Raw genomic sequence first — 16,402 nt, forward strand, 5'->3', positions numbered from 1 at the left:
AGGAATACATCTTTTATACGGATAAACTGTCGTTTGGCAAATCCGGAAATTAGAAAGCATTATGGATAACTCGACATATATAGAAACAAAAATACAACGGGATGCTGGGATACTCCTGGAAATTGGCACAGAAAATATCCAGGACCTTCCACATCTTTTTCCAACGGTTAATGAGAATTTTAGTGGCGACTGGCATGACAAATATTTTATCCAGGCGAGAAAAGATGGTCGTCTTAATATCAATGATTGTTCATTTGATTACTGTTTTACTGAAAACACCCTTTACTTCTGGGATGAACCTATATCCCACCTAAAGGAAATATACCGCATATTAAAGAGTGGTGGCATATTGAGGATGGCCTTTATAGAAAAAAAATACGGGGGTGATTTACCCTGGACACAATTAGACTTCAATTTTTACCATCCAGATGAAGTAAAATTCTTTTTTATACAAGCAGGCTTTGTTGATATCAAAATAAAACAGATGACCGTCGAAAACAGCAGTGTTGACGGAAAAATGGTTAAAAGGCCTTTCACGCTGATCAGCGGATACAAATAATCTATTGAACCCATGGTGTTGTTTATGCATGCCTCAACAACTCATATATACCAGAATTGTATCGTAAGGATGAGGAAAAATGTTAATAATCACGAATATTAGACCCAGGCAATATTCCTCATTTAATGTCGGAATTAAAGATGTGCGGCACTTTAAACTTACCTGCAATCATGATTTGGTTAATTTTCATTCAAATGAACCTCCAAAACTTTGTTTGACTCATTCCTATCCCTTCTTCAAAAAGGAAAGAAATATATGGCGTTTAGAAGTTCATATAAATGTATACCTTATTTTTCTATGGAAATGGAATCTGTTATATGAAAAAAGTCAAAGTCAGCCGCGCCGCCTATATTTTTAGTCGCATAATTAAACAAAGCAAAACGATAGCCCATAAAATGCGGAATGTTATATTTCATCTTCAAAGGTGGCCCTATTGGTTTCCAGACTTTTCCATCAAGACTGTAAAAGAAATTAGCTTCATCTTTCCCGTTAAGCGCGTAAAGGTTATTGGCTTCATCGTTCTTGCCGGTAAAATCGCAATCGATTCTGAAGTAAATTTGGTCTTGATCCAATGGAATTCGCCTTACTTCGACAGGCTTATCATGATCAGTGGTGATCATTACGATCGATTTTTGACCCGCATCAATTTTAACGCCCACGGATCCATACTCTTTTTGGAAAGCTGAACATCCGGCAAAATCGCCGTCTTTCATTTTGGAAACATCCAGGGCAACAGAAGCTGAGCTGGTTGGACCAATAGTGCGTTGTGTAAGTGTGTTTCTGGCCTGAAGAAAATCAGTGTCGATTCTTCCTGTTTTGAGGCGCAGGAATCCTTTTCTTTTAGTTATAGACCACAGCGCATTATCCGGATTATGATTCCATTGCCAAGCCAGCGGCAAAGCAGGTTCGCCTTTTTTACGGGTAAACTCATCAGAAGACACAATGCCTGGAATTAAACCTTTACCTGCCGGCAGATCGAGTGTATCGGGCACTTTGCCATTGATGCCTAAAACAGGCCAGCCATCTTCCCACCTGACAGGAACGAGATAAGGAACGCGGCCAACAGCAGCATAATCGCGGAAAAGATAAGAGAACCAACGTCCATCGGGAGTGTCGATCAGTCCGCCTTGAGCAATTCCTCTATCCTGTAAGCCAACTATTCCTTCCCAAGGCCCGTTGATATGATCTGCCCTATGTATAATTACAGTTCGCATTCCACCGCGTGGTGCGCAAATATTAAATAAATAATATTTCCCTTTTACTTTAAATAATTGAGATCCTTCAGCTCCAAGACCTACTTCTTTTCCTGTTGGTGCACTGGCGTGCTCGATGAGAACCCGCTCCGGAACGCCTGGTTTAACTCCTGTTAGATCATCATTTAATTCAACAATTTTTAGTCTTTCAGCGTCATGAATTAAATATACCTTGCCATCATCATCAAAAAACAAAGAATTGTCATGATATGCTGGCTTAAAAGAAATTCGTTCCCAATTTCCTTTTTCTATATCTTTCGTTTTAAAAATATAGGTTTCACCTGTGGTTTGTGCAAAAGTACTTACATAGTACATCCCCTTGTAATAGCGTAAACTACTTGCCCAAGTGCCTTTACTATAGGCGTTTTTTCCTTCTGTCAAATTTAGCTCCGGCACATCTGCCAAAGCATCATGGGCATAGTTGATAATTTTCCAATTGACAAGATCTGTCGATTTCATAATGGGTACACCGGGGCTCATGTGCATCGTTGTACTGCTCATGTAATAGTTATTGCCTACACGTATTATTGAAATATCCGGTACATCTGCATAAATAATGGGATTGGTGGCTTTTTGTGCATATAAACATGGCACTATTAGGGTGATCATTAAGGCTATTATGCATAACCTGTAAATCGCATTTTTCATATTTTCATTTGGGTTTTTCATTCTTAACCGATTTTAATTGTAATTACATCAATAAACCTGCAACCGGAACTAACGAATGAATTTCCATTCATCAAACAAAAAACCCTCTCCATTAAATACAAAATAGATATTCTCTATTCCTTTATCTATTTTCAGTTCTATTTTCTTTGAAAGTGTAGTCCATTCCTTCTCATTACCTATAAGGGAAACAATAGGACTACCTTTAAGGTTATTTACATAAACATCAATTTTACCTTTTCCTTTTACCCTGGCTTCGAATTTGGCAGGGACCTGTTTACTAAAATCGGCTCCTCTCACCAGAACACATTGTTGATCTGCTTTTCCTTTTGCAACCATATTTCCCGGATGACCAACAGCTTCAAACTGGACCTGCCCCGAAGTGCCTCCGGTGGTTTCTGCCTGCTGAAGGGCGAATGGATTTAATGGATTAAGTTGTGACGTACCTTTAAAAGTTGCTTTGCTCATAGGGATATTCACATTCTTTTCATCCACCTGCATTTCTTCGATACCCACATTACGAAAACCACCTTTGGTGCCAAAATAATCCTGTAAATACATGGCATGGTAAGCAATATAATATTTCTCTTTAAACTTAAACAAGTGCGTGTGGTTGTTTGTGAAGGGGCCCACGTTATCATCGCCAGTGTTTTTAAAATAATTATCGCGATACTTCCAGCTTTCGGGAATTAAAGGTGTTTTACTCGTCATATAAGACATGTTGCATTTGGTTGGTTTGTCGATATTGCTATAAGGCCATTCTGTGCGTTCTTCCCAACTTGTATTATAGGTATAAACCCAGGTTCCGTTGATGAAATTAAGGTCGCTTGCCTCAAAAAAATAAGGAGCGGGTATTTTAGCAACGTCGCTGGACAAACTGATCATATCTTTTCCTAATTTGACGATTCTGGCATTATCTGGCATATATTTCGTTTTAGGCGATCCGCCTCCAAAAGCAAGCCAGCCTGTGCCCTGGTCATCAATCACAACTCCGGGATCGAATGGAGCATCGACATCCACACCGGGAACAGAACGGTCAACTATGTTTTTTCCCAATGGGTCTTTCCATGGGCCAACCGGAGAGGTGGAAGTAAGCATGGCTGTGCCAATACCACTATTGGAGTAATACAGATAGAAGTGCGTCTTGCCATCTGCTTCCAGTCTGGATGTAATGGAAGGTGCCCAGGAATTTTGACTCCATGGTGCCAGCCCGGCAGTATTGATGAGGCCATGATAGGTCCAGTTAACCATATCATCGGAAGACATCATCACCAGCGTACGGATATGCTCGTAGGAATTTTTCCCATCCTTTCCTACATGCTCATACTGTTGATGATCATTAGTGGCATATACATAAATTCTTCCCTTGTATTCTACAGCTGTTGGGTCGGCCGTAAACATAAAATCTAATAAAGGATTGACATTATTGGAGGTAAGTTTCGGCGAAACATTTGCGAATTTTTCCGCCAAACTTCCATTAACTACTTTTGGTTTTTCTACATTAGTTTGAGCTTTTACATCTTTTTGACATCCCAAAAAAGAGATAACAAAAACCGTACTTAACAACGCTTTTTTTCTAAACATGTTTTTTTTATTTTCCCTAAAAAAACGGATACTCGTTAAGGGTTTATTCAATTGATTAATTATTCTTTAAGCTAAGTAACGAAGAGGCGACCCCTTCTGCGGGACTGGCGAACGCTAATTTTATTAAGTTAAGCACCGCTGTTGTCAGTCTGAGCTTCCCGAAAAATCGGGACAGGTAGTCGAAGACCTTTTAAGTAATCGAAAACAAAAAACATTTGTCCTTCGACAGGCTCTGGATGACAATGTTTTTTGTTTCTCCTTAACTTAATGACATTGGGCAAATGCTTAACCAATCTCAGGGAAGCGAAATAACCTGATGTTACAATTACACTATACTATTTACTTAGATCCTGCAATAAGGGCATCTAACATAGCCTGGTCTTTTACCACATTATTAGCTCTGTCTAACATAAAACCTATCTCCCAATAGAATGGCAGAATACCATTCGCTTTAGCCTGTTTGGTCAGATAATATGTCCAGTCATTTACAGACTTATTGTGCATAGCCAGATCCTTAGGAAGATAATTCGGGTTGTTAATCGCATTCCTTCTCCAGGCTGCATATTCACCCAGCATCACAGGGACACCGTTATCAACAAACTTCTGTTTAATATTTTTGAATTCAGTATCGATCACATCCTCTTCGCCATAGGTAGCGTTGCGTTCTGGCTCAATAGTAGAATGATTCCCTTTTCCCCAGTAGTAAGCCATTTTACCCCAACTTACATCTCCATCCGTTAGTATCGTAAATGTAGAAGGCGTGTAATCATGCACCTCGACCATCAACTTATTAGGAATTTCGTCTTTTGGCATCGTATTCATCAAAGTAAAAGTTTTAGTAGGGTCAGTGCTGGGGCCCTGCACAACCAGCACCCGGTAACTGTTCCTGCCTCCTGTAGAACGAACCGCCTTGATGAATGTTTCGTGATAACTATTGAGTATGGCCATCTGCTCAGCATTTTCAACCGCAGGTTCATTCGTGCCGGCAAAAATAAGGTGTTCGTCAAAATCACGCATGGTTGTAGCAATCTGCTCCCAAAGGGCCTTGAGTCTCGCATTAATTTCCTCTTGCTTCGCCGCATTGACATTATTTTCGAGCCAGCCATTATCTCCATGCGTATTCAGCATCACATACATATCATTAGCTACACACCATCCAACTACTTCTTTCACCCGGTTAAGCCATGCCCGGTCAATTTCTACTTTATCGGGATCACTTAAATGACTCCAATTCCAGTTACAAGGAATCCGTACCGTATTGAATCCCATTTGCTTTACAAATTTCACATACGATTCGGTCAGTTTACTATTCTGCCACTCACCTTCGACTGGTGATTCCATGGTATTGCCAAAATTTATTCCCAAATGCATTTTTGCCGCCAGTTGTACAGCAGTACTGCTCATACCAGTTGCATCGGGTGCTTTTGGTGATAAATTATATGTTGGATATAAATTACCTATTTGTGTAATCTTAATTCTCCTGGCCTGGCCATTACCAGATTTAATCGTAACCACACCATAACGTGATGCACCTGTACCATTACCGGAAAATTTTAGCTGTAACTGTGTAGCACCTGCTCCGCCCGCTGTACGACCTATTTCTATCCAAGGTACCGCATCATTAATAGCTGCTGTCCATGCGTCGTTGCTGGTAATCGTCACTTCTGTACGCTCGCCATCTGCCTGCGCTTTAATATCCAGTGAAGAAACTTCCAGCGCTGCTGCAACCTCCGATTTCTTACAGGATGAGGAGAATAAGGCGATCACGATCAGGAAACCTAAAAATATCCCCTGACTCCAATTTTTCATATTTATCATATTGTTCATTTTGGTTAGATTATAATTTATCTTTTTACCCCTCAAATTGACGAAGGCTTTTCATCACCAGTCTCAGCGTTTTCTTCTATCACCATGACGGTAATTTTTCTTGTCTGTAGGAAGTATTGTAATGACATGGTAGACAGATTCCCTAGCGTAGCCATAATTGCGAACGAATTGTTTTGGTTAGTTGCATATATTATTAATTCAATTGGCTTTAGATTTTTATGATTAACTTCTTAAGTTGAAGCTATTCCAGGATTCAAGATCAAATTTGAAACCTGAGTCTTGGTACATTACCGATTAATGAAGTTTTAGTGTACAGTATCACTTTACTGCTTTCTTTGTTTTTTCTCATATTGCTAAGAACCTGGATAAGTTTCTCTTCTGGATAATTGGTTATTAGCGTCAAAATTAGGTCAAGGATACAATTTAGAATGGATCATATCTTTCAATTTCTGGGAAAAATGTTAACAAAAACGTTGAATTAAGTGCTAAAAATCCTTTCCTTTTGCTAAATGCTCCCATTTGAATTAGAACATTGCATCCAGCTTTCCCGATTTATAAACCGGCAAGAACGAATAGGAGAACTTTCATTAAAAACCCTGGCAAATGCAAGTGTACAATAGCCTGCAGAACAACTTAAAGCTAAAAATAGTGGGCAGATGTAATGCTGTAGAAGGGATTGGCAACCATTTGGCATTGGTGAAACAGTAGTTTCCCTTGCTTCTGATGATTCTTTGTTTATGTTTGTGTTGAGCTCCTTATTGATGGTGGTATGCCCATTTGCAACCAGCTAAATAATTAACCACATGCTGGCGCGAGTTCATAAACAAAAACATTTGTCTTTCAACAGGCTACCAATGACAGACACTAAAAATCGGCGTCATCTCGACCGGAGCAACGCGGAGTGGAGAGATCTTTGGACTATGTTAAAAGATCTCTCCTCCAAAGGAGTTCCTTTGGAACACTACAGTCGAGTTGACGATTCATTGTAAACCTGTCATCCAGTTCCTTTGTTTTTGGCTAAATACTAACTTCTTCATTGACAGACCCCATTAGTGTGGTCGTCATTACGGGAGGAACAACGAAGCAATCTTTCATGCTAGTGATCCTTGCTATAAAGATTGCTTTGTCGGCTGAAAAAGCCTTCTTATAATGACGATTCCTACCATTGACAGATTCCTAAAGAAAGGTCGTCCTTTAGATTTGTTTTGATATTTTATTTAAGGATAATAACTATTTACTTTGCTTAAATTATAAATCAGATTACCTAAAACGGTAGCGGCACATTAAAAGTTCGTCAAGGTTTTTATACCTATGAGATGATGCAATCCGCTACCGTTTTTTCCCTTAGTGACCAGATAACAATTAGGGCAATACCCATTATTAAGGACTAGGATCGATGGGGTAAAAATTAGGTAACCACTACAAACATAAAAAATAACAGGATGATTGGCACTACAAAATTTTTTATCGGGATTGATGTTTCCAAACCTTACTTCGATGTTGCATTGATGGCCGTTGTGAACCATGTAAAACAGGAGATAGCAACCGCACGGTTTGACAACACAGCACCAGGGATAAAGCTATTTGAGAAGTGGTTGAAATCGCAGAAAACCACGTTCAATGAGGACTCCTTGATTGTCATAGAAAATACCGGGATCTATCACCGTTTAATATGGACTTTCTGCAGCAACAGAAATCTGCCCATCCATATTGGCAATGCAGCCCATATCAAATGGAGCTTTGGGATAGCAAGGGGTAAAAATGATAAAATAGACAGCATACGTTTATGCAACTATGCATTTAAGGAAGCGGATGATCTAAAGGCGACAGCTGCCCTGGATCCCGAGCTGATGCTCCTGAAAGATCTGATATCAGCTCGGACAAAGCTGCTCAAACAAAGGTCTGGCATTAGCGTTTCGGTAAAAGAACTTGGTAATGTCAATGGTAAAGAACATCAGAAACTGATTGAAAAAGCACTTAAAAATGCAATTGAGGGTATAGCCAAATCAATCAAGAACCTCGAAGATCAGATCAAAAAAATCATTACAGGAAACCAGGATTTCAAGCAGAACTACAAATTATTGCTCAGTATCCCTGGGATAGGGCATGTTACAGCAGTATACCTGATTGGCTGCACGGGAAATTTTGCAGGGCGGCCCAGCGGAAAAGAACTGGCCTGTTATGCAGGGGTTGCTCCATTTGAACACAGCAGTGGTATAAGTATCAAAGGTAAATCCAAGGTACACCGGATGGCCAATAAAGAACTTAAAAGATTGCTGCATATGTGTGCATTATCTCTAATTCAACACAATCAGGAATTCAAGACATATTACAATAGAAAAAAGGATGAAGGGAAGCACAGCATGAGCATAATTAATGCCGTTAGAAACAAGATAGCATTAAGAGTTGCTGCAGTTATAAAAAATCAAGCTAGCTATAAAAATAATTATAATATAGCTGCTTAAAATTTGTTTTTATCATAACAATCATCTCGACTGGAGCACAGCGAAACGGAGAGATCTTTGGACTAAAGATCTCTCCACTACGGTCGAGATGACGATACTTCGAGATCATTTAACGTGGTTTTATTTGGTTTTACAGTTCAAATACAGTAAAGGAATAAGGTTTTAGTTCGAAAGATTTAAGATTCAAATAGTCCATAGTTGTTTTTACAGGCCGGATTTTGTAGTCGCCTGGCAGACCTGATATTTCTTTTTTAATTACTTGTTTGCCCACTGAACTTAACTTAGACAGATCAATACTAGTCTTAACCGCAACTGGGAGCATATTTACAATTTTGATGAATAATTTTCCTGATTTTTGGTCACGGGTAATTGAGTATGCCACCCGCTTAATTGCATCTTCTCTCTTCACTGAAAAATCAACTCGTGCAGGAATAAACTCATCTCCTACATTTTGACCGTAAAGCTGTTGCACATAATATCCAATGGTGGGCTTAACTTCTGTATTATTAAAGTAGATCAGATCAGGATTCCACTGCGTATGTTTTTCCTTTGCCAACAATGGCGCATAAGAGGCCATAGATACCACATCTCCATTACGCTCCAGGGAGGTGAGATATAGCGCTTCAGCTAACGCGGTCTCCAGGTTTGTCCTATTTCCCCCAGGGAGGCTTGCCGCATACTCTCCCAGATAAACTTTTGATTTACTGCGGTCATATTTATCATAAAAATCCTGATTGTTTATAAACCAGCCTGGTGGGCGATAATAATGTTCATCTATCATGTCAACCTTCATTTCATTTGCAAGGGCCCAACCTTCCTCATAATCTGTTCCCTCAAAAAATGGTCCTGCAGTTCCAATAATGGTTATTTCAGGGTGCGCTTTTTTAAGTGCTTTATAGATCATGGCGAAATGCTCACGAAAGACGTCTGTTATCTGGTCTTCATTTCCGATACCGATATATTTTAAATTAAATGGTTTCGGATGTCCTGCTGCTGCACGTTCCTTCCCCCATTTTGTATTTGTGGCTCCGTTACAGTATTCAACCAAATCGATGATATCCTGAATATATGCAGGCATATCTGCCATCGGGATTCCACCCTGTTGCCCGCCACCATTAGCGCCTGAGTTTTGGCAAGGCACTCCAGCGGCAATAACTGGTACTGGAGTTGCGCCTATATCTTCACAAAACTGAAGGTACTCAAAGTATCCCAGCCCCATACTCTGGTGATAGCCCCATAAATTACGGTCAGGAACCCGGGCCTCTAAGGCTCCTATTGTATTTTTCCATCTGTAAATGTTATGGATCCCATCTCCATGAGCCACACATCCACCGGGAAAACGCACAAATCGCGGTTTTATAGCTGCAATTGTATCTGCAAGGTCTTCCCGAAGGCCATTTTGGCGATTTTTGAAGGTATTTTGGGGAAATAGCGAAATCATGTCGAGATCGATACGGCCATTTTGTAATGGCCACAATTGCAGGCTAACATCCGAGGCGGTGACCGATGATTTAAGCGTTGTTTTTATTTGCTTCCAGGACTTAGAACTGCAACTGATCAATCCCTTCGAAAGCAAGCCGTACTTTTCACTAACAAGCCTGACTTCAAAAGATTTCTTTCCTTCTGCAACCCGGACAAAACTGGAGAAAAGATAATTTTCCCCTTTTTTAAGTGCAATTCCGTCGTAACCAGAATTGGATAGTGAACCACCCTCAACAGTCGAATTTAGTACCGCATAATGTGGATTATTTGGATGTAGTGGCTGCTTTGTTTGAATTGCAAAATCCCCTTCTTTGCCTTTGAATGTCCAGGAATGATTGCTGTTCCATTTTGTATCCTGGTTTTCTTTATCTGAAGGCTGATATTCGAAGTCACGATTTTGAATCAGTTCACCATAAAGCCCGCCATCTGCTGAATAGTTGATATCTTCAAAGAAGATCCCTGTTAACAGCTTGCTGATGGCTTTAGCTTTTTCAGGCTCCGCCGAAATATGCAGCTCCGGTTTTGTTAAGTTTGCAAAACGTACCGGATCATCTTTGGTCGTCTCCGCATCTTGCCGCCCCTTGAAATTCCTGAGCTCCGCAGTTTTATTCAACTCTTCAACCACCGCCCATTTAACACGGTGCAACTGTCCGCTTACCGTATTGTTTTGAATAGTAGTGGTGATGGTATTGCTTTTGTAGGCCGAGCGGGGTACTTCTTTTGCCGGACTGTAGACTTTGAAGTCTTTTGTTTCTGTCTGAAAATAGGCGCCCTCGCTATCCGTGTATACAATCTGATAAATGTCCAGGTCTTTTTGGTAACTAATTATGGGACGAAGGATATTCTTACCTTTTTCAAAAAAGGGATAACCTTGCGGCCCCCAGTCAATCAGATTTTTTGTTTGAGCATGGGCAAATTGCTTTACCCGATCATTTAAACTCCAGACGCATTGCCAAACTCCCCCGCGCCCCAGAATCACATATGGAGCAAACATTTTTTTATCTGATCCCCAGCGGCCAAAGTCTGAGCGAAGGTAAACCTGTCCTGTTCCAACAGGTGTCCAATTATTTCGGTCATCACTCCATGCAAACCGTAATCCATCAGTCCCGTATGAAAACAGGTAAACAGAATCAGCTGCAGCATGCTGCCTTGATGTTGATGCAAATGAGTTTGTGCTAAACAACAGAAACACCAGCACTATAAATAGCTTACTTAACTTCATACAAAACGCAGCTATGTGGTTTAAGATTTACGGTTATTTGTTTTCCATCATGCTGAACAACTTTTCCTGTCCAGCTATTGGTAACATTCGATACTTTAGTTATTCCTAAATCGGAGGGTTTCACCGAAATTTCATTTGGATCCGGTTCATCAGAAAGATTGAACAGGGCGAGATAGTGTTGCCCGGTTTTAGCATTTGTTGATGTTACCGCAACTTTCTTACGATCGTTAAAAAGAAATTTTACATCCGTACTTTCTCTATGCATCTTAAGCACAGCTTTATTGGTAAGCAGCGAAGTGGTAAAGGGATCCAGGCTAGGCATATCACCACCGAACATCAAGGGCGAGCGGAATATGGTGAAGAAGGTCATCAGCACTTGCTGCTCATCCCTGGTCAATCGGCTCGCACGGTCGCCGCCCCTTTCTCCGCGAATGGAAATTCTACCCAAAGGAATCATATCGCAATCAGGCCAGGTTCCGGGCTTAATATACGGCGCCCATGGCTGGGCAACATTGATCAGGTGAGTAATATGAGGCCAGGTATCCCATACATCATCCACCATTCTCCACATATTTGCATGTTGCTGAACATGCCCTGCTTTTTCTATCGGTGTTTCGCCTGGTGAGGTGCTCAGCACAATCGGGCGACCGGTTTTATCTATTGCTTTTCGGATGAGTTCTATTTCTCCCTGATGATAAGGACGGGAAAGATCATCTACTTTAATAAAGTCGACACCCCAACCAGCGTAAAGTTTCATTATTGAATCATAATATTCCTGTGCACCGGGTTTTGTAGCATCTATCGTATAATTATCGGTGAGCCATTTGCATTGCAAATCAGTGCTATATATCTGATCGGCAGTGTATGTTGTACCCATAACAGGCATCTTTTCTTTAACGGCAAGTGTAGGGATGCCACGCATAATATGGATACCAAATTTTAATCCCTTAGCATGTATATATTTTGCCAGGTTTTTAAAGCCCTGTCCGTCTGCAGCTGACGGAAACCGGTTTAAGGCAGGCAGATAACGGCCGAATTTGTCAATCACATATTTTGGATTCGTTTGGTTATATCCCCCCGCTTTATCATTTTCCACAAACCAGCGGATATCTACAACGATATATTCCCATCCGGAAGATTTCAAGTTGGAAGCCATATAATCTGCGTTGGCTTTTACTTCAGCTTCTGTAACAGAAGAGCCGTAACAGTCCCAGCTATTCCAGCCCATTGGAGGAGTCTTCGCCCAATTCTTAAAATTCTGCTGCGCGAAAGTTTGATCAATTGTGAATATTGAACAAAGTAAAATCAATACTGATGCTGTTATTTTCATCCGTTTATATATTTGGTCTTTCACAAATATAAATAATAAACGTTAAAACGACGATTATTATTGAATCATTTTAGCACCCGCTTTTTCAAAAGCCTCCACCTTCAGTACCAGCAATTTTGTGCATTTCGGATACAAATAATCCATTGAACCATGCTTGTTGTTTATCCATGCCTCAATACCTTATGTGCGCCAAAATCTGGCATCATAAATAAGAGATCATCCCGTTCCACATATACATTAAGGTTCTTTAGTTTATCCAGCGATTCAGCTTTTATTAGCGATTTTTTTTATCGGCAGTCTACCGCATGATCATAGGTATCAATGGTTTTAGGTGATATAAAGGGAATACCTAAATCAGCCGACCGTAATATGAGCAATGCGCCCATAAAAAACATAAACCAAGGAATAAGTTTGTTGGTATTAAAGCGAATGTATTTCTTCAGGTAGATCCCGCCTAGCGAAATCATGAGCATGAGTGGCGCGGTACCCAAACCAAAAAGGAACATAAAAGTAGCCCCGGATTTAATACTATCGGTATTTAAAGCTGTTGCAAGCGCCAGGTAAACCATTCCGCAAGGAATAATGCCATTAAGCATTCCGGCAAACAAACCCCAAAAGGGCAGGCCGAATACTTTGCCCATGAGCTTACCTAGTGGATGCAATACCTTTAACTGTAGTTTTGAAAATCTATTGGTGTAAGCCTGACTGAACTGGAGGGCAGTGAACAGTATGAGTATAAAACCGATTGACATACTTAGCGTTTTCTGATCGCTGAATATGCGGATACTGCTTCCCAAAGTGCCCACCAAGCCTCCTAAAAGGGTGTATATTAAAATTCTGCCAAACTGGTAGAGCAAAAGCTGAAACCCGCTTCGAAAGAAATTCTGTTTCGCGAACGGCATACCCAGCATAATCGGCCCGCACATTACGGCGCAATGCAGGCTCCCGAAAAGGCCCATCAAAAATGCCAGTGGCAAAAAATTCATCATAGGGTGATGTTATTTTTAAACAGATAATCTTTGCCTGAAGAGCGCCATTGAAGGTTCAAAAACCACATTCCTTTGGCCATTTTAGTTTTATCTACCAGAATAAGATTGGCTGTGCCAGAGGTATTTCCTTTTAGTTTAACATCATCATCACTATTGCCAGGCCGCATTAAAATGAGGTCGTAAGAAGCACTATCTTTAATTTCGATAATAATCTGAGTTTTTGTAATGGTAATTTTGGGTCTGGCATTATCGTTTATAACATTCACTTTGGCATCATATTCTGCATTATAATTGATTCCCTTTTCATAGTAATTCTCTTCGATCAAGGCATCCCGGCCGTGTACATGAAACATATAGATAACCATTCCCACAATAAACATCATGAATGTAAGCATACCCAATACTATTTTTGTTCCCCAGTTCATATCTCTCTTTTTTAATTTTGAATGAGTGAATTTTGAATGAGTGAATGGTGACAATAATTCAATCACTCAATCCTTCTCTCATTCAATCATTCTCTCATTCAATCACTCCATTCCTTCCGGTTGCGCAAAAAAACTTGTAGTTGCCGTGCTTAAAACCTCGCCATTTGCAATAATTTCGAAAACCGCATCGGTTTTATATTTTTTAATGGAATTGTTTTTCCTGATCAGAAAAAAAGTGAGGTGCACCGAACCTTCTTTTGGCAAAACATCAGCTTTTTGGATAAAATTAATTTCGTCTCCCTTATCCTTCGATCTGAAAGTAAATTTTACAGTCTTATTGGTTTTGTTGATCAGTTCTGCATTATAAAGATTGCTCGTTTTATCTGTTCCCCTGCTTTGGTACAAAGTACCGCTAGCCCTTAAAACCGTAGTCTGAATATCTTCTCTTTTATAGATCAGTGAAGAAAAAACCATCACTACCACAAACAACACTGCAGCGTAACCGTAAGATTTTAAGCCAATTTTATAGGGTTTACGTTCGTTAATAAAATCCTGATTAAAAAAACCAATCAGATTTTTGGGCTTGTTTATTTTAAGCATCACCTCGTTGCATGAATCGATACAGGCGGTACAGTTTACACATTCCAGCTGTGTTCCTTCGCGGATATCGATACCAGTGGGGCAAACCTGTACGCAAAGCCCACAATCTATACAGTCGCCGGCTGTTAATTCATCAGCATTTTTTTGAAGATGCCCACGTGGTTCACCCCTGGTAAAATCATAGGCTACTACCAAACTTTGATTATCTAACAAAACACCCTGTAACCTGCCGTACGGACAAATTACCGTACACACTACTTCGCGTACATAGGTAAATACCCCATAAAATATTAAAGTAAACAACCAGATGGATATAAAGCCCGAAATATGGCCTGAGACGGGCTCCGTCATAATTTTAAGGAGTATATCGGAACCAATCATGTATGCCAAAAAGGTATTTGCAATGGCAAAAGAAATCACCAGAAAAATGAAATGTTTACTTCCTTTTTTGAATATCTTCTTTGCATTCCAATCAGCCTGGTCCAACTTCTTCTGTTGATTGGCATCGCCTTCAATCCAGTATTCGATCCGGCGAAAAACCATCTCCATAAAGATCGTTTGCGGACAGGCCCATCCGCACCACAACCTGCCCAATACTACTGTAAAACACACAATGAACATGATGAAAATAAGCATGGCAAGGGCGAAGAGGTAAAAATCCTGCGGGGTAAAGATCAATCCAAAGAATACAAATTTTCTTTCTATAAAATTGAGGAGTACCAGCTGCTCGCCGTTAAGTTTTAAAAAGGGGCAGGAAAACAAAAACAACAGCAGCAGATAACTTACCCATTTCCGGTAGGTATACAACCTGCCTGATGGCTTTTTAGGATAGATAAAATTTCTGCCCTTACTTTCTGCTTTATTTCTTGGTAACATCGGCTTTGTTCACACTGTCTTTCGGAGCTTTCATCTCGTTGTCTTTTGGATTTTTTGCTTCATATTTTTCACCCTGTGGTGCTTTGGCTCCTGCTGGATTTGTTCCTTTTAACGACAGAATAAAATTGGTAACGGCACTGATCTGTTTTGGATTCAGGTTTTTCTCCCAACTAATCATTCCCTTTTCAGGAACACCGTATTTAATGGTTTTGAATACATTTTTTACACCGCCACCATGCAACCAATACTCATCGGTTAAATTTGGCCCGATGATGCCCTGGCCCTTATCACCATGGCAAACCACACAGTTGGTTGTAAAAACAGTTCTACCTTCTTCGAGCACTGTAGGTGTGTCATCAAACTTTACCGAATTCTCATCAATGGTATTGGCCGATTTTTCGAGATAGGCTGCCTTTTCTACCTGTGCTTTGGCCATTTCATTTTCGTATTCTTTGTCCTGCAGGTCTCCATATCCACCGATGTGGTAATAAAAAAGATAAGCTGCCGCGAAAATCATAGTCCCGAAAAACAGGAAGTTAAACCAGGCCGGCACCGGGTTGTTCAGTTCTTTAATGCCATCATACGTATGATCGATTACCAGATCCTTTTCTTCTTCAATTGGCCTTAAACTTAAGAGTTTAATCCAGATTGAGGGTTTAACCGGTTGTTGTTTTAACCAGGCATCGTAATCCAAAACCGGCTCTTTTACAGGCTTGCTGTACGGTGTAGGATTTAACTGTTCCTGGTACATTACCTTAAATGCTTTTAGCAGTGTTAGGGAAACAACAAGAAGTACGGTTACAAAAAGCAACAGGATTACGATCAGCATTTCCGATTGGTTTAACCCTAACCCTGCCCGGGCAGGTATTACAACCGCTGCCGCTTTCTCATCAGCGGCAAATGCTGTAATTGATAAAAGCAGGGACGATAACAATAGTTTAATCTTCTTCATGTGCATTAGGTTGATTTTCTTGTAATGGGATTTCGCTCATCACTTCAATATGTTTTTTGCTTAATTTGAGCAGGTAAACACCCACGATTACAAAAAACACCATAAACATGAGCAGAGAAGTGATGAGGTATATTTCGCCACCGGCTAAATCTTTAATCTGATTGAACATATT

The 16,402-nt window shown here is 40.3% G+C and carries 12 protein-coding genes; 2 read left to right on the plus strand and 10 right to left on the minus strand.

Translation table 11 applies throughout. The features are described from left to right. Positions 1-61: 61 nt before the first annotated feature. A complete protein-coding gene (locus tag QF042_RS22120) occupies positions 62-559 on the plus strand; it encodes a class I SAM-dependent methyltransferase (RefSeq protein ID WP_307532320.1) in 498 nt (165 codons plus the stop codon). A gap of 287 nt (positions 560-846) precedes the next feature. Here QF042_RS22120 and QF042_RS22125 read toward each other — a convergent pair whose 3' ends face one another. From QF042_RS22125 to QF042_RS22135, 3 genes are all read right to left on the minus strand, one after another. Next, the gene (locus tag QF042_RS22125; RefSeq protein ID WP_307532321.1) at positions 847-2,481 is read right to left on the minus strand and encodes a glycoside hydrolase 43 family protein; all 1,635 of its coding nucleotides are present in this window, start codon (positions 2,479-2,481) and stop codon (positions 847-849) included. A gap of 48 nt (positions 2,482-2,529) precedes the next feature. After that, positions 2,530-4,062 carry a glycoside hydrolase family 43 protein gene (locus tag QF042_RS22130; protein ID WP_307532323.1) on the minus strand — a complete coding sequence of 511 codons (1,533 nt, stop codon included), beginning with the start codon at positions 4,060-4,062 and terminating at the stop codon, positions 2,530-2,532. A 339-nt stretch (positions 4,063-4,401) separates the two neighbouring features. Beyond that, positions 4,402-5,889: a cellulase family glycosylhydrolase gene (locus QF042_RS22135; protein WP_307532325.1), complete on the minus strand. Its 1,488-nt coding sequence runs from the start codon at positions 5,887-5,889 to the stop codon at positions 4,402-4,404. A 1,442-nt stretch (positions 5,890-7,331) separates the two neighbouring features. Between QF042_RS22135 and QF042_RS22140 the strand changes: the two genes are divergently transcribed. Next, on the plus strand, positions 7,332-8,354 hold the full coding sequence (locus tag QF042_RS22140; RefSeq protein ID WP_307525625.1) for an IS110 family transposase: 1,023 nt from the start codon (positions 7,332-7,334) through the stop codon (positions 8,352-8,354). Positions 8,355-8,484: 130 nt separating this feature from the next. Here the strand turns inward: QF042_RS22140 and QF042_RS22145 are convergent, their stop codons facing one another. The 7 genes from QF042_RS22145 to QF042_RS22175 form a co-directional block, all read right to left on the minus strand. Next, positions 8,485-11,058 carry an alpha-L-arabinofuranosidase C-terminal domain-containing protein gene (locus tag QF042_RS22145; RefSeq protein WP_373459093.1) on the minus strand — a complete coding sequence of 858 codons (2,574 nt, stop codon included), beginning with the start codon at positions 11,056-11,058 and terminating at the stop codon, positions 8,485-8,487. Beyond that, positions 11,045-12,388, minus strand: coding sequence for a glycoside hydrolase family 27 protein (locus tag QF042_RS22150; protein WP_307532329.1), 1,344 nt, complete (start codon positions 12,386-12,388; stop codon positions 11,045-11,047). The genes QF042_RS22145 and QF042_RS22150 overlap by 14 nt, the downstream gene beginning before the upstream one ends. A 287-nt stretch (positions 12,389-12,675) precedes the next feature. Next, on the minus strand, positions 12,676-13,377 hold the full coding sequence (locus QF042_RS22155) for a sulfite exporter TauE/SafE family protein (protein WP_307532331.1): 702 nt from the start codon (positions 13,375-13,377) through the stop codon (positions 12,676-12,678). Then, positions 13,374-13,802 (minus strand): FixH family protein, encoded by a 429-nt coding sequence (locus tag QF042_RS22160; protein WP_307532334.1) that lies wholly within the window; start codon positions 13,800-13,802, stop codon positions 13,374-13,376. The genes QF042_RS22155 and QF042_RS22160 overlap by 4 nt, the downstream gene beginning before the upstream one ends. A gap of 102 nt (positions 13,803-13,904) precedes the next feature. Further along, positions 13,905-15,278 (minus strand): cytochrome c oxidase accessory protein CcoG, encoded by a 1,374-nt coding sequence (gene ccoG, locus QF042_RS22165; protein WP_307532336.1) that lies wholly within the window; start codon positions 15,276-15,278, stop codon positions 13,905-13,907. After that, positions 15,262-16,230, minus strand: a complete 969-nt coding sequence (locus tag QF042_RS22170; protein ID WP_307532338.1) for a cbb3-type cytochrome c oxidase N-terminal domain-containing protein — start codon at positions 16,228-16,230, stop codon at positions 15,262-15,264. Before QF042_RS22170 ends, ccoG begins: the two co-directional genes overlap by 17 nt. Further along, on the minus strand, positions 16,217-16,399 hold the full coding sequence (locus QF042_RS22175) for a hypothetical protein (RefSeq protein WP_307532340.1): 183 nt from the start codon (positions 16,397-16,399) through the stop codon (positions 16,217-16,219). Before QF042_RS22175 ends, QF042_RS22170 begins: the two co-directional genes overlap by 14 nt. Between the last annotated feature and the right edge of the window lie 3 nt (positions 16,400-16,402).

Source organism: Pedobacter sp. W3I1 (assembly GCF_030816015.1).
In the GTDB taxonomy this organism is placed as follows: Bacteria; Bacteroidota; Bacteroidia; order Sphingobacteriales; family Sphingobacteriaceae; genus Pedobacter.

Excerpts from the sequence above, each read along its gene's own strand:
- QF042_RS22160 (WP_307532334.1), bottom strand. The coding sequence starts at position 13,802 with ATGAACTGGGGAACAAAAATAGTATTGGGTATGCTTACATTCATGATG.
- QF042_RS22175 (WP_307532340.1), bottom strand. The coding sequence starts at position 16,399 with ATGTTCAATCAGATTAAAGATTTAGCCGGTGGCGAAATATACCTCATC.
- QF042_RS22125 (WP_307532321.1), bottom strand. The coding sequence starts at position 2,481 with ATGAAAAACCCAAATGAAAATATGAAAAATGCGATTTACAGGTTATGC.
- QF042_RS22120 (WP_307532320.1), top strand. The coding sequence starts at position 62 with ATGGATAACTCGACATATATAGAAACAAAAATACAACGGGATGCTGGG.
- ccoG (WP_307532336.1), bottom strand. The coding sequence starts at position 15,278 with ATGTTACCAAGAAATAAAGCAGAAAGTAAGGGCAGAAATTTTATCTAT.
- QF042_RS22155 (WP_307532331.1), bottom strand. The coding sequence starts at position 13,377 with ATGATGAATTTTTTGCCACTGGCATTTTTGATGGGCCTTTTCGGGAGC.
- QF042_RS22170 (WP_307532338.1), bottom strand. The coding sequence starts at position 16,230 with ATGAAGAAGATTAAACTATTGTTATCGTCCCTGCTTTTATCAATTACA.
- QF042_RS22140 (WP_307525625.1), top strand. The coding sequence starts at position 7,332 with ATGATTGGCACTACAAAATTTTTTATCGGGATTGATGTTTCCAAACCT.
- QF042_RS22130 (WP_307532323.1), bottom strand. The coding sequence starts at position 4,062 with ATGTTTAGAAAAAAAGCGTTGTTAAGTACGGTTTTTGTTATCTCTTTT.
- QF042_RS22145 (WP_373459093.1), bottom strand. The coding sequence starts at position 11,058 with ATGAAGTTAAGTAAGCTATTTATAGTGCTGGTGTTTCTGTTGTTTAGC.
- QF042_RS22150 (WP_307532329.1), bottom strand. The coding sequence starts at position 12,388 with ATGAAAATAACAGCATCAGTATTGATTTTACTTTGTTCAATATTCACA.
- QF042_RS22135 (WP_307532325.1), bottom strand. The coding sequence starts at position 5,889 with ATGAACAATATGATAAATATGAAAAATTGGAGTCAGGGGATATTTTTA.